The organism is Streptomyces sp. NPDC056061, assembly GCF_042266885.1.
GTDB lineage: Bacteria > Actinomycetota > Actinomycetes > Streptomycetales > Streptomycetaceae > Streptomyces.
In genome coordinates this window covers 216633-230366 of the sequence record NZ_JBHJWQ010000008.1, presented here as the reverse complement: position 1 = coordinate 230366, position 13734 = coordinate 216633, and the positions used below count along the sequence as shown (strand labels likewise).

Below are 13734 nucleotides of genomic sequence, written 5' to 3'. Positions count from 1 at the left end.
CCGTCGGTCGAAAGATGCGCGTCTATGCGGTCACTTCTTGCACGGCGGGACGCATATTCAGGGCATTTGGGGAAGAGCGGGTACGTATGAGGGCATGTCGCACTGCGTCGAACGTGGTGTCGCGCGCGTACAACCCTGATGGGGGGAAACGTGTCCAACTGGCGTGGCAGAGGTTCTCGACATCACAGTGGTGGGCCCCTTGCGGGGCGCTACGGTGCGTCCGCTCAGGCGGCCCCGCGCACCCGGCGGCATGCCGGTGATCGCGCCCATGCCCGCCGCACGCCCGGCGCGGCTGTCGTCACAGCGCGAGGGCGCTGAGGAGAGCGTGGCAGCCGGAACCACCGTCGACCATCTCACCGAGACCTATCGCGCCCACTACCGCTCGCTGCTCGGGCTCGCGGCCCTGCTCCTGGACGACACCGCTTCGTGCGAGGACGTGGTGCAGGAGGCGTTCATCCGCGTGCACTCGGCGCGCAGCCGGGTGCGCGAGCCCGAGAAGACCCTCGCGTATCTGCGCCAGACCGTCGTGAACCTGTCGCGTTCCGCGCTGCGCCGCCGCATTCTCGGGCTGAAGCTGCTCTCCAAGCCGATGCCGGACATGGCGAGTGCGGAGGAGGGCGCGTACGACCAGTTGGAGAGGGACGCGCTGATCAAGGCGATGCGGGGGCTGCAACGACGCCAGCGAGAGGTGCTGGTGCTGCGCTACTTCGCGGACATGACGGAGGCGCAGGTGGCCGAGACGCTGGGCATATCCCTGGGGTCGGTCAAGGCCTACGGGTCACGTGGCATCGCGGCGCTGCGGGTCGTCATGGAGGCACAGGGATGAGCCGGCGCGACGGTGGACACGAGAACGGGCACTCGGACGCGAACGTGAACGCGGAGGCGAAGGTGGACGCGGGCGGGAGCGCGGGTATGGGTCCGGACACGAGCGGGAACGCGGACAGGGAGTCCGGCGGGGGCACGGACCCGGACGTGGGAGAGGGCGTCGAACCGGGAGCAGGCGCGGACTCGGATGTTCCTCCGGATACGTGCGCGCGTTCCGTGACGCCCATGCGCGTCGGCGCACGCGGCAGCAGTGGCCCCGGCGGCAACGGCCCCGAAGACGTCGGCCCCGAAGACGGTGGCCACGGCGGCGGTGGCCACGGCGGCGGTGGTTCCGGTGACAGCGGCCTCGGCACGACGGACTTCCTGGACGAGGTCGCGCTGCGTCGCATGCTGCACGGGGCCGTCGATCAGATCGAGCCGGCCGAGGGCGTCCTCGACCACCTGCACCGGGCCGTGCCCGTCCGGCGCGCCAGGCGACGGCAGGCCGTCGTCGGGATGGCCGCGGCGGCACTGCTCATCGGCACCGCGGTCCCCGCCTTCGTCCACGTCGCGAACTCCGACGGCTCGAACGCCGCCAACCCCGCGATGGCCGGGCACGGCGAGCAGGCGCAGGGCGGCAACGGCATGGAGAGCGGTTCCGGAGGCGCCGGGAAGGACGACGGCGGCGGAACCGGCGAGCAGGGCGAAAGCGACGCGAATCAGCCGGCGAGCACGAGCAGCCCGTCCGACGGCGGCGGTCGGGCGGGCGAGGGCGACCCGGTCGGTGGGGCCTCCGACCCGTCCGCCTCCATCGCCTCCTCCGTACCGGCCTGCGACCCGGAACAGCTCGGTGTCGCCTCGGCCGAGACGGGAGCGGCCGGTGCCGACGGCACCGTGTACGGAACCTTCCGCATCGCCAACGTCTCCGGCACGGAGTGTTCGGTGAGCAGCGCCGGAAGCGTGGGCTTCCAGGCGTTGGGCGCGGCCGACCCGGCCAAGATCGCGGTTGTGCAGCACGCTGCGGGCGACGCGGCGGCCCGCCTGCCCGACCCCTCGCGGGAGCGGGCGGCCGTGGAGCTGAAGCCGTCCATGACGTACGAGGTGAAGTTCGCCTGGGTACCGAAGGACACCTGCCCGGCCGTCGGCGGTTCGCCGAGCCCGACGCCCACGGAGGGAGCGGGCGGTGCCGGGGGCGTGGGTGGTTCCGCCGCCGGAGGTGGTGCCGGCTCGGGTTCCGGCGACGGTGCCGCGGAGACGGCTGCGCAGTTCGGCAGCGACGGGGGCGGCGGGATGCTCGACGGCAGCATCGCCGTGACGCATACGCCGCAGGCGGGCGCGCCGGTCGCGGAGGCGAAGATCGCCAACGCCTGCGCGGGCACGATCTACCGGACCGGGGTGCTGGCCCCCACTCCGTGAGGCAGGGGCAGAGGCAGGGCACGCAAGTGCGTCTGCGGGGCACATGCCGACGTCGGCGCATCTTCGCGCGCATACCTGTTTGGACACCCGTCCGGGCAGCGGGCGTGTGTCGTCCGGGCGCGCGTCGTCCGCGGGCGGGCGCTTGTGAGGAGCCGGTCCGGAGTGCCGGAGGGCTCAGACGGCGCCGGTCCTCACATCGGGGCCGGACCGGACGCCGGGATCGGCGGGGTCGGCCTTCGCACCGGCGTCCGTCCCGGTGCCTGTCCCGGCGTCCGTATCCGCGTCGGTACTCGCGTCGGCTTTCGCGGACGTACCCGCGTCGGTGACCGTGCCCGTCTCCGGGACGAGGCCGAGTTCGAGGTCGCGCGCCGCTTCGGCCTCGCGACGGACCAGCCGGAACCACATGAAGAGCACGAATCCGGCGAAGACGAACCACTCGCCGGTGTAGCCGAGGTTCTGGAATGCCTTGAGGTCCAGACCGGTGCCCTGTGCCGCTGCGGCCGGTACCGGCCGCAGCCCGCCCACCCCCGTGTCCTGGAGCGTCACCCATGCGTCGTAGACGTCGTACGGGACGAGGTTGACCAGGGTCGCGGCGCTGATCATGCCGACCTGGCCGGTCGGAAGGCCGCCCGCGGTGTGGGCCCCCGCGGTGCCGGCGTTCTCCGATGCCTGGAGGTCGCCGGTGACCGTGACCGTGCCGGTCGGAGCGGTGGGCACCGCGGTGCGGCCGGGCTCGCCGGGCAGCCAGCCACGTACCACCGGCAGGGCCTTGCCACCGTCCGTACGGAGCATGTTCAGGACATAGAAGCCGTTCTTGTCGTCCAACTCCCGGCCGGGCACCAGGAACTGGTCCGCGTACCGGCCGGTGGCGGTGGCGGGACGGCCGGAGGTCTCCGTATCGACGGGCAGCAGCTCGTCGATCGGCTCGGCGGCCCTCGTGCCCGGCGCCGGCTGCTTCTCGGCGGCGTTGTGCGTCTGCACGCGGTCCTCGAAGCGGCCGAGCTGCCAGGTGCCCATGAGCACGCAGAAAGGGATGGCCAGCACGACGAACAGGTTGATCCCCCACCACCGCGGGGTCAGCAGGAACCGGTACACCCCTCCACGGTACGGTCCCCGCTTCCGTTCCCCCGGCGCGGGGTGCCGACCGACGCGCCCGCCCCACCGCGTTCCGTCACCTCGTCGGCCCTCCCCGACGGCCGCCCTCCTGCCGCCGCTCCCGTTCAGCCGCCGGACACGGGGCCGGGGGTCTCGGAGACCGGGCCCAGGTGTCGGCGGGCGAAGTCGAGCTCCAGCCGGAACTGCTTGATCCGCTCCTCCACGACGAGCGAACCGTGCCCCGCGTCGTAGCGGTAGACCTCGTGTGCCGCATCGCGTCCCTTCAGCCGGTCCACGTAGTTCTCGATCTGACGGATCGGACAGCGCGGGTCGTTGACGCCCGCCGAGATGTAGACCGGCGCCCGGACGGCGTCGACGTACGTCAGCGGGGACGACGCCTCGAAACGCTCGGGGACCTCCTCCGGTGTGCCGCCCAGCAGGGTGCGGTCCAGTGCCTTCAGGTCCTCCATCTCGTCGTGGTAAGCCGTGACGTAGTCGGCGACCGGGACGGCCGCCAGGCCCAGGGCCCATGCGTCGGGCTGGGTGCCGAGCCCCAGCAGTGTCAGATAGCCGCCCCAGGAGCCCCCGGCGAGCACCAGCCTCGCCGGGTCGGCGAGCCCCGACGCCACCGCCCACTCCCGCACCGCGGCGATGTCCTCCAGCTCGATCAGGCCCACGCGGTGCTTGAGCGCATCCGTCCAGGCGCGGCCGTACCCGGTGGAACCGCGGTAGTTGACCCGGACGACCGCGTAGCCGTGGTCCACCCAGGCGGCGGGGCCGGACGCGAAGGCGTCGCTGTCGTGCCAGGTCGGGCCGCCGTGGATCTCGAACACGGTGGGGAACGGCCCCTCGGCCGGGGCGGCGGGCCGCTGCACCAGCGCGTGGACGCGCCCGCCGGGCCCGTCCACCCACACGTCCTCCACCGGCACCGACGCCGGGGCCTTCGCACCGGGCGGGTCGAGCACCACCGCACCCGAGGTGGACCGGATGACGGGCGGCTGCGCGGCCGACGACCACAGGTACTCCACTGTGCCGTCCGGCCGCGCCGTGGCACCCGACACCGAGCCCGCCGGCGTCTCCACCCGGACGGGAGCCCCGCCCGCCCCCGGCTCGTAACGCCAGAGGTCGCTGCGGGCCTCGAAGCCGTGCACGATCAGCAGGGCGGAGGCGTCCGGATACCACTCGGCGGCCACATCACCGGGCAGATTGAGCGCGAGATCGGTCTCCGTGCCCGTCACCGGATCCCAGATCATCGGCTCCCAGCGGCCCCGGCGCTGGTGCCCGACCAGCAGCCGGGTGTCACCGGCGACGGGGGCGAAGCCCAGCACCGACAGGCCCAGTTCCTTCGTCCCGCCCTCGGTGTCGTCCAGTTCCGCGACCGTGGATCCGTCCGGCCGCACCACACGCAGTGCGGAATGCATCGCATCGCCGTGCTCGGTGTGCTCCAGGGCGATCAGCGTTCCGTCATGGCTGAGATCGCCGACCCCCGCCGACTCGCGGTGGCGGTAGATCTCGATGGGAGCGGCGCCGGGCCGCACGACATGGACCGTCGTCCCGTCCTCGTCGGTCGAGCGGCCGATCACCGCCGTCCCGTCCCGGCCGATCGCGAGCCCGGCCGGGTACGAGGCGGTGAGACCCGGAGCCGCCGGTTCGTCCACGGGCTCCTCGCCCTCGGCACGGTGGAACGGCTGACGCATCCACACTCCGAACTCGTCGCCGTCGGTGTCGCTGAACCACCAGATCGACTCGCCGTCCGGTGTCAGGACGCCGTCCGTCGTCCCGTTCGGCCGGTCGGTCACCTGGCGCTGCTCGCCGGTGACGCGGTCCCACGCGTACAGCTCGTACGTCCCTGTCGCGTTGGAGACGAACAGCGCGCGGTGCGGCGCGTCCTCCGCCCAGTCGGGCAACGACACCCTGGGTGCCCTGAACCGCTGCTCCCACGCCGGTACGGACGCGTCCGCCGACCCGGATCCGGTGGTGGACGTGGGCCCGGATCCGGTGGTGGACGCCGGGCGGGACCCGGTCGCGGGAGCGTCGGCCTGTGTGGTGGGGGGCGTGGATCCGGTGATCTCAGTCATGCCCCCATTCTGCGTCGGGGCGCGGACAATTGGTTCGCGCCGTCCGCAGCCTGTGGATAACCTCCCGGGCATGCATGCAGAGCCCCCCGCCGACTGGCGCCAGGCCAATCGAGCACTCTGGGACGAGCGGGTCCCCATCCACGTCACGAGCGACTACTACGACCTCGAATCCTTCCGCGCCGGCAAGGACGCCCTGCGCGCTTTCGAAGTCGCCGAGGTCGGGGACGTGATGGGCAAGTCACTGCTCCACCTCCAGTGCCACATCGGCGTCGACACCCTTTCCTGGGTCCGTCACGGCGCGGCGCGCGTCGTCGGGCTGGACTTCTCGGAACCGGCCGTCGAGACCGCGCGCGACCTGGCCCGCGAGATGGGGCTAGGACAGGACCGGGCGGCCTTCGTCACCGCCGACGTCCACGAAGCGGCCCAGGCAGTCCCCGACGCGTCGTACGACATCGTCTACACGGGAGTCGGGGCGCTGAACTGGCTTCCCGACACCCGGCGCTGGGCCGAGGTCGCCGCGTCGCTCGTCGCGCCGGGAGGGTTTCTCTACCTCGCGGAGTTCCACCCGATCACGGACTGCCTCGACGACACGAACGGCAGGGAGATCGTCCACGACTACTTCAGCCGCGACGCATGGGTGGACGAAACCCCGGGCACGTACGCGGACTCCGACGCGCCGACCGTCCACAACCGCAGCGTCGAATGGCAGCATCCGATCGGCGACGTGGTCTCGGAACTCGCTGCCGCGGGCCTGCGGATCGAGTTCCTGCACGAGCATGACGCCTCGCTCTTCCCCCGCTTCTCGGCACTGGAGCGGCAGGCGGACGGCTTCTACCGTTTTCCCGCCGACCGCCCCCGCATCCCGCTGATGTACTCGATCAGGGCCTCGCGGCCGGCCGCCGGTTCCTGATCGCGGAACGTGTCCGGGGCCCGTTGTCAGTGGTGGGCCTCAGACTCGGACCATGACCACGACTGCTGATCTGCGTGCCGCGGTGGAGACGTACTGGGCCGCGGCCGGTAACCGAGACTGGGACGCATTCGCCGCGACGCTCGCCGACGAGGTGCTGTTCGACCTGCCGCACGTCCGCGAACGCATCCGGGGGAAGGAAAGGTACGTGCGGTTCAACCGGGAGCACCCGGCGGGCCGGGACGTGCGCGTCGAGCGCATCACGGTCGACCGGGAGGGGCAACAGGCCGCCACCCGGTCCCTTTTCACGGTCGGCCCGCAGGAGTTGCACGCCATCCATTTCTTCACGTTCGATGCGGAGGGGCGGATAAGCGCAATCACCGACTTCCGGCCCGAGCAGTACGAGCCCCCGGTGGGCCGGGAACACCTCGTCGAGCGCTACTGAGACTCGGCGGCACTCCTGCCCGTCCGCCGCTCCCGCCCCCGGGTATGCGGGCGGCGGCGAGTGGTCCGGGCGAATACTCCGGCGAGGACGTGTGCCGGGCCGCCGTGGGCTCCAGTTGCCCCGGCGGCCCGGCCGGGCCCCGGTACGGACGGCCGAAGGGGCACGTTCCTCGTGTTCCCCTCGGCCGTGTCCTACGCGGCCGAGCGGAACGCCGGGAGGTAGCCGCCCGACTGTCCGGCCGCCTTGGGGTGGTACGAGTTGTAGACGGGGATGGAGACGCTGTTGAGCCATGCGTCACCGGAGCACAGCTCGTGGCCGGTGAATTCGTCCACCACGCTGGAGAACGTGAACCCGGCATTGGCCGCCTGCTTGGCGATGACATCGTTCAGGACGTCGGACGCGTTGTTGATGGCCTCCCGCTTCTTCTCGGAGAGGCCGGCGATGCAGCTGCCGCTCAGCTTGTAGAAGCGCGGGTATCCCAGCACCACCACATGCGCCTGCGGGGCACGGGACTTGATGGAGCCGTAGAGCGAGCTCAGACTGGACGGAAGGGAGGTCTGCACCTGCGTCACGGCCGAGTTCACGCTGCTCAGGCAGCTGGCCTCGCTGGACAGCACGCAGTCCTGCATGACGGTGGCAAAGCCCACGTCGTTGCCGCCCGCGGTGACGCTGACCAGGCCGGTGGACGAGTTCAGCGCGCCCAGCTGGGTGCTCGCGACCGAGCTCGTCGTCGCGCCGGAACAGGCGACGAAGGAGAAGGACGAGGGCGAGTTCGCAGCGGCCCAGAGGTAGGGGTAGGCATTGGTGCTGCGGCGGCAGTCGCCACTGTCGGAGAGGTAGCTGCCGGCGCCGACGCCGGACGAGTACGAGTCGCCGAGCGCGACGTAACCGCCCGCTGCGGCTGCGGAATTCGCCCAGGCCGGCTGGGCGACGCCCAGGGCGGCTGCGGCGGCGAGGACCAGAGTGGATGCGGACGCCCAGAATCTCCGTACTGACATGGCGGTCAGCCCTCCGAAGTGTGGGGGGTGGGTGGGGGGATGATGGAGCGCCATGTTTCTAGCAGCTGTTGGTACTCGCCGGTAATGGCTGAACAAGAACTGGTCTGATATGCCCGAATGATCGCCGGGTGTGCGAGCTCCGCGCGTAGACCGGCACCGGCCGAGCCCGCGTCGGGGCAGGGTTGGGAGGGCGGCGGGAAGGCAGCGGGGAAGCGGCGGGGAAGCGGCGGGGAGGCCGCGAAGGGGTGGGGGGAAGGGCGTGGGGGGAAGGGGCTGGGGCGGTCCGCGAGGGGGTGGGAAGGGGTGGTGCGGGCACGAAAAAACGCCCCCTGCGGTGGCACCCCGGTGAGGGGAGCCGCCGCAGGGGGCGGTGAGTCTGGTATCTACGGGATCAGTTGTCGTGGCCTCCGTCGGTCATTCGCGGGGCGTCGTGGAGATCAGTTGTGGCCGAACCTCCGCTGTTTCCGGTGGGAGACCTGCTCTGAGATCGAGCGCACCGGATCCTGGGTGGACGGTTGCTGCGTCTTCTCCGTCTTCTCCGTCGTCTCCGGAGGGGCGCTCCGTTCGTGACCGCCGGTGCGGGCGCCGCGATTCTGGCGACTCTGCTTCTTGCCCACGATCGTGCCTCCTGTAGCGGATCTCGGACGATGGGCCACCACCAGACTCGCATGTGCGAATGAAAGGTGCATATCGGATGCTCGCTGCCATGTGCGTATCCGGCAGAACGGTGGGACGGCGGGATGACCGTTTGGCGGAATGGCGGAATGGCGGAATGGCTGAAGCGTGCGCGCGGATCTTCTTGATCTCCTCCGCATCGGCCGATGCGGTCTCCTCCGTCGCACCGGCCCCGTCGTGATCTTCCGTACCGGCTGCCTTGGCCATGCACCGGCTGCCTTGGCCATGCACCGGCTGCCTTGGCCATGCACCGGCTGCCGCGAACCCGCATCGCCCGACTCCCGCATCCGATGCGTATCGTCACCGTCCGCATTGGTCACCACTGCATTGGTAACCGTCCGCATCGGCCTTCGCGTGCATCGGTTCTGCCCTCTCCGCGACAGGGCCCTGTTCGCGACATCGCGCGCGAACTGCCGGGCGGGAGTCTTGGTGCGGGAGCCGCTTATATTCGGATGCGGGCCTTTCGTGAGCCGTTCTAAAGTCGATATTTGTGGAACCGCTCACTGAGAAACAGATCCGTTCATCCTTTGTGAACTGCACCAGGGGCGAGGCCGCGCGGCTCCGCTTGCCGCTCGATTTCGCCGAACTCCCCTGGAGTGACCTGGACTTCCTGGGGTGGGTGGACCCGGGGGCGCCCCTGAGGGCTCATATCGTGCTGCCCGGGGCGCAGGGGCCACTGGGGATCTCGCTCCGAGTGCCCTCCGTGCGGCGTACCAGCGCCGTGAAATCCAGCCTCTGCCGGATATGCCTGACGGGCCATGCCTCCTCCGGTGTCACCCTGCTCGCCGCCCCGCTGGCGGGCGCCCGGGGCCGCGAAGGCAACTCCGTCGGCATCTACGTCTGCGCGGACCTCGCCTGCCCGCTCTACGTGCGCGGCAAGCGGCAGCCGAAGCTGCGCGCCGGTCGGCACGAGGAGAGCCTGGACGTGGACGGGCGCCTTGAGCGAATGAGGGACAACCTGAACGCCTTCGTGGCCAAGGTCACCGAGTCGTGAACGTGCGGTGAGCGCACCGGGACGGCCGGGGACGGTGACACCCGGCCCCGTCTCCGACCGCCTCCGTCTCCGGCCCGGCCCCCGGCCGCCGCGTCGTATGCCCGAACCCCGGCCACTGCGTCGCCGCGCCGCGCCGCGGCCCGGCCGACCGGCCGGGGGCCGGGGCCGGGGATGAGCGCCAAATGAGCTTCCTGCAAAGGGAAATGACGCAGTGAATCCTCTGCTGATCCGACCCGTTCGTGGCTATAGTGACGAGGGATTCAGCAAGGGGGGTGTTCGGGTGTCGCAGGAGGAGTCCCGGGCCGAGGCGGCGAAGGTCGCCTGGCAGATCCACGCCTCGCTCCACGAGACGACCCGTACGGTGGACGCCAAGGCGTCCTTCGCCCTGGCCATGGAGTCCGCCGCGCTGGCCGGAATCGCCGCGCTGTCCGGCACCGGCCACTCCCTCCACCACGTGTCCGGGTTCGCCGGAGCGGTCCTCTGGGTGGGAGTGGCGCTCATCGGGATCGCCGCGGTGCTCGCGGTTCTCGTCGTCATCCCCCGCCACAACGGTCAGGGCCGTTCGCCCCAACCCGGTCAGGACGAGTTCCTCTTCTACGGCCACCTGCGCCACTGGGCCCCCGACGACCTCGCCCAGCGGCTCGCCGGTGCCGATCCGCTGCCCACGCTCAGCAGCCAGATCGTCGTCATGAGCGCGATCGCGTGGACGAAGCACAAGCGTGTCCAGCAGTCGTTGGTGCTGGCCGTCACCGGCAGTGTCCTGGTCGCCGTCGTCGTCGCCTTCGCCTGAAGCGGCCCCGGTGGACAGCGCCCCCCGCCCCCCTCTGCGCCGGATGCCCTTCTGGTCGCTGCTCGACGACGCGGCAAGGGCCCATTTGCGCGCCGTCGGCGACATGGTGGTCTTTCCGCCCAAGGACACCCTGCTGCGGCAGGACGACCTCACCGACCACCTGCTCGTCATCCGGCGCGGCTGCGCCAAGGTCGCCGCGGACTCCGCCGCGGGCTACCAGGCGGTGCTGGCCATCCGCAAGGCCGGGGACCTGCTGGGCGAACAGGCCGCACTGGACGGCGGACCGCGCTCCGCCACACTCACCTCGCTCACCCCGGTCGAGGCGTTGATGATCTCCTCGTCCCTGTTCCGTGCCGCGGCTCAGTCCATGCCCGTCATCGCGCTCGCGCTCCAGCAAGTGCTCTCCGAGCGCCTGCGCGAGGCGGACGGCCACCGCGCCGCCGCCGGTGCCGAGGCCGTCCAGGCCAGGCTTGCCGCACTGCTGCTGGAGCTCGGCGCGGAGTACGGACGCCCGGACGGCAGTGGAGCCGTCCTCATCGCCCTGCCGCTGTCGCAGGACGAGTTCGCCGGACTCGTCCTCAGTTCGCGGCGGACGGTCAGCCGGGTCCTCGAACAGTGGCGCGGGCGGGGCTGGGTGACGACCGGACGCAACAAGGTGACCATCGACCGGCCGGACGAACTGAAACGGCTGTGCGGCACCGGGTATTGAGGAGCACCGGCGGGCGCCGGCCCGGTGGCCGGCAGCCTCCGGGCCGGACGCCCCGTGGTCACAGCTCGTCCCAGGACACCGTGTCCAGCCCGTGTTCTTGGGCCAGGTCGTTCCAGGCGGAGGCGAAGTCCTTCTTCGCGCCGGTGGCCCGGGTGTTGGCGCGGGACGCCTCCTCCCACTGGGACGAGGACGTCACGTCCTCGGGCGTGCAGTCGTACTGCACCTCGTCGGAGAGGCTCGCGTAGGCACGATCGGCGTCGGCCGATGCCCGCCAGCCCGTTTCCAGGCTGTCCACCATGGAACCGGGCAGCAGATCGCGGTCGAGCGCCGCCAGGTCCCGCAAGAGCTCGTCCCGTTCGGTCGCGGCCTTCTCGAACACCGCCTTGGCGTCACGGAGTCCGGAGCTGCCGGGACACGTGGTCATCTGCCGGACGGCCTCGCCGACGCCGCCACGGTTTCCCTTGTTCCGGTCCAGCAGATCGCCGAGGCCGCGTGCCTGGTCCAGTTCGGTGCTCCGATCGGACGTGTCGGTTCCGTCGGTTCCGTCGGTTCCGGTGTCCTGGCCCGGTCGGCCGGACTGGCTCGACCGGCCCGACTGGCCGGAACCGTCGGATCCGAGCCCCTTCTCGGCCTTCTCCAGAAGACCGGGGCCGAAGAGGAGCGCCAGGATGATGAGCACGACCACGAGGAACCACCGGCCGGCCCCGGGCTTGGCTCCCGTCGGCGGCCCTGCCGTGCGGGGCGTCCGCGGCGGAGTGTTGGGCACGGCCTGCTGCGGTGGCGGCGTTCCCGCCGGAGCCGGTCCGGGACGCGTCCCGTTCGGGGGCGCGGGCGTCTGCGGCGGTGCGGCCCGCGGAAGCGTGGTGGGCGCCGTGACGGCTGCTGTGGCAAGGGCGCCCTGCCAGTCCTCCGCGGACGGCCGACCGGCGGGATCGGCGGACAGGCTCCGCTCGGCGAGTTGCCCCACCGCCGGGTTCGCGGCACGCAGATTCGTCAGGTCCTTGCCGTCCTGTTGGCCCGCGAAGAGACGCGCGGCGAGCAGCCCGAGTTTGTACACGTCCCCCGTCGTGCTGCCCAGTCGTTCGCCCGACGGCAGATTCCATTCGGGCGTCTCCAGGGTCGGCAGGGCCGATCTGCCGTTCAGCACCATCGCGTCGCAGTCGATGAGGAAACAACTCGGTGTCCCCTCCAGGGAGAAGAGCACGTTGTTCGGCGACACATCGCCCACGACGACGCCGAGGGAGTGCAGCCGGGCCAGAGTCCGGGCCAGGTCCAGGAGCAGCTCGAACCGCTGGCGGACGGTGATGTCGATGCCCGCCGTCCGGAAGTAGTGCGGCGGGTTCAACAGGTACTGGAAGCCCGCGGCATGGAGTTCGTCCGGTGCGAAGTCGAGCCGCCGGAAATACTGATCCGGGATCTGCCGCATCAGGAATCCGCTGAGTCCCTCGGAGTCCTTCACCAGTACGGCGGGCCAGGCGGTGCACTCGGCGAGCCACTGCCCGGTGGCGTACGGCAGGGACGGGATGAAGGCCACCATCGCGGCAAGGACATCCGGCTTGAGCTCACGGCGGATAACGCTGTGGTACTCCTTGTACGCCACTCGCCAGGATCCGTTCATGACCCGGCCCTCGACCGCCCACACGGCGCCCTGACCACCGGAGTTGAACTTCTTCCCCTTCGCCACCCGGCTGACGTCGAGGGCGTCCGCGTGCACGCCGTTCATCCCGGCGCCCCGCCGGTCCGGGGCGTCATGGCACGGGGACCGCCGCTCTCGTCGAGCAGCCGACGCGGCCAGACCGCGAGCAGGGTCCGGTCGTCGTCGAAGGTCTCGCGCGAGAAGTCGAGCAACTGCGCCAGCGCCTGCGGCTCGCGGGGCGGGCGGCCCAACTCGTAGGCGATCACCGACCCGATGCGGCCGGTGCCGTCGCCCAGCGGATCGCCGAAGCCGTCCGTCCCGATCAGCAGCACCCCGTCGTCCGGGACGGTGTACCAGGTGCCCTCGACGTGCGGCGGTACCCAGGGCAACGCCCGTACCGCGGAGGAGAAGACCCCGTCGGCCCGTTCCTCCTTGCCGCCCAGCAGGGGGTGGAACCCGTTCCCGCGGAGCACCCAGGCGCCGCTGTCCCCGACATGCACCAGATTGGCCGTCAGCTGATCCCCGGCGAGCCGCACGAGGCCCGTCACCAGGGTGGTGGCCAGCTGGGACTGGGCCTCCTGCTTCTGCTCACGGGTCGGTTCCGCGCCACGGCTCATCCGCATGACCAGCTGATACGCCGCCGCGTTGACGGTCCGGTTCCAGTCGACCTGCCGCCGCTCCTCGTCCAGTTGCCTGAGTACGTCGGCGACGGCGGTACGGCAGGCCAGCGCGGCACCCACATGCGACTGGGGTGCCGCCGAGACGCCGTCCGCCACCGCGAACACGACGGTGTCGGTCGGCTCGTGCACCGACACCACGATGTCGTCCTGGCGCGGCTGCCCGCCGAAGCGGTGCGCGTCGCCGCGCACGGATGCCAGCCGGACGGTGAGGCCGGGTGTGGACCAGCCGTCGAAGAGGGTGTCGGGGCGGTAGGGATCGGAGGGGGGCGGCCTCGGTTCGAAGCGGGGGCTCGGCACGCCGAACACGAAACGCGACCAGGCCGGTACCTGGGCCCCCGGCAGCCGGGGTTCCCGCGTCGACTGCACAGGCATCGGGCAGCCGTGGTTCGGTCGCCGGTGCGGCGGCGACGGCCGTGCCGGTGGCAGCGCTGGCGCCGGCGCCGCCGTCGGCGGACGGGGGCCGGCGGGCGGGCCCTGGCCGGCAGGCGTGGCCCGCCCGGGAGGGAG

General features: G+C 71.4%; 13 protein-coding genes. 7 read left to right on the top strand and 6 right to left on the bottom strand.

Going from position 1 to position 13734, the window contains the following annotated elements:
- Positions 1 to 250 precede the first annotated feature (250 nt).
- Positions 251 to 826 carry a SigE family RNA polymerase sigma factor gene (locus ACFC79_RS15345; RefSeq protein ID WP_376240190.1) on the top strand — a complete coding sequence of 192 codons (576 nt, stop codon included), beginning with the start codon at positions 251 to 253 and terminating at the stop codon, positions 824 to 826.
- Positions 823 to 2220 (top strand): hypothetical protein, encoded by a 1398-nt coding sequence (locus tag ACFC79_RS15340; protein WP_376240019.1) that lies wholly within the window; start codon positions 823 to 825, stop codon positions 2218 to 2220. Before ACFC79_RS15345 ends, ACFC79_RS15340 begins: the two co-directional genes overlap by 4 nt.
- Positions 2221 to 2394: 174 nt before the next feature.
- Here the strand turns inward: ACFC79_RS15340 and ACFC79_RS15335 are convergent, their stop codons facing one another.
- The gene (locus tag ACFC79_RS15335) at positions 2395 to 3315 is read right to left on the bottom strand and encodes an SURF1 family protein (protein ID WP_376240016.1); all 921 of its coding nucleotides are present in this window, start codon (positions 3313 to 3315) and stop codon (positions 2395 to 2397) included.
- Positions 3316 to 3440: 125 nt separating this feature from the next.
- On the bottom strand, positions 3441 to 5393 hold the full coding sequence (locus ACFC79_RS15330; protein ID WP_376240014.1) for a S9 family peptidase: 1953 nt from the start codon (positions 5391 to 5393) through the stop codon (positions 3441 to 3443).
- A gap of 70 nt (positions 5394 to 5463) precedes the next feature.
- Between ACFC79_RS15330 and ACFC79_RS15325 the strand changes: the two genes are divergently transcribed.
- Both ACFC79_RS15325 and ACFC79_RS15320 read left to right on the top strand, forming a co-directional pair.
- Entirely contained in the window at positions 5464 to 6303 is an 840-nt protein-coding gene (locus tag ACFC79_RS15325; RefSeq protein ID WP_376240011.1) for a class I SAM-dependent methyltransferase, read from the top strand.
- Positions 6304 to 6355: 52 nt separating this feature from the next.
- Positions 6356 to 6745, top strand: a complete 390-nt coding sequence (locus ACFC79_RS15320; RefSeq protein ID WP_376240009.1) for a nuclear transport factor 2 family protein — start codon at positions 6356 to 6358, stop codon at positions 6743 to 6745.
- Positions 6746 to 6936: 191 nt separating this feature from the next.
- On the opposite strand, the gene ACFC79_RS15315 is transcribed toward ACFC79_RS15320, so the two are convergent.
- Complete coding sequence (locus ACFC79_RS15315) at positions 6937 to 7743, bottom strand: SGNH/GDSL hydrolase family protein (protein ID WP_376240006.1); 807 nt, start codon at positions 7741 to 7743, stop codon at positions 6937 to 6939.
- Positions 7744 to 8180: 437 nt separating this feature from the next.
- Positions 8181 to 8360, bottom strand: coding sequence for a hypothetical protein (locus ACFC79_RS15310; protein ID WP_376240003.1), 180 nt, complete (start codon positions 8358 to 8360; stop codon positions 8181 to 8183).
- Between the two features lie 548 nt (positions 8361 to 8908).
- On the opposite strand from ACFC79_RS15310, the gene ACFC79_RS15305 reads away from it, so the two are divergent.
- The 3 genes from ACFC79_RS15305 to ACFC79_RS15295 all read left to right on the top strand — a co-directional run bounded on the left by ACFC79_RS15305 (position 8909) and on the right by ACFC79_RS15295 (position 10911).
- Entirely contained in the window at positions 8909 to 9412 is a 504-nt protein-coding gene (locus ACFC79_RS15305) for an FBP domain-containing protein (protein ID WP_376240001.1), read from the top strand.
- Positions 9413 to 9692: 280 nt separating this feature from the next.
- A complete protein-coding gene (locus tag ACFC79_RS15300; RefSeq protein WP_376239999.1) occupies positions 9693 to 10202 on the top strand; it encodes a Pycsar system effector family protein in 510 nt (169 codons plus the stop codon).
- A gap of 43 nt (positions 10203 to 10245) precedes the next feature.
- Entirely contained in the window at positions 10246 to 10911 is a 666-nt protein-coding gene (locus ACFC79_RS15295; RefSeq protein WP_376239996.1) for a Crp/Fnr family transcriptional regulator, read from the top strand.
- Positions 10912 to 10969: 58 nt separating this feature from the next.
- Here the strand turns inward: ACFC79_RS15295 and ACFC79_RS15290 are convergent, their stop codons facing one another.
- A complete protein-coding gene (locus ACFC79_RS15290; protein WP_376239993.1) occupies positions 10970 to 12634 on the bottom strand; it encodes a hypothetical protein in 1665 nt (554 codons plus the stop codon).
- The gene (locus ACFC79_RS15285) at positions 12631 to 13599 is read right to left on the bottom strand and encodes a protein phosphatase 2C domain-containing protein (RefSeq protein ID WP_376239991.1); all 969 of its coding nucleotides are present in this window, start codon (positions 13597 to 13599) and stop codon (positions 12631 to 12633) included. Before ACFC79_RS15285 ends, ACFC79_RS15290 begins: the two co-directional genes overlap by 4 nt.
- Between the last annotated feature and the right edge of the window lie 135 nt (positions 13600 to 13734).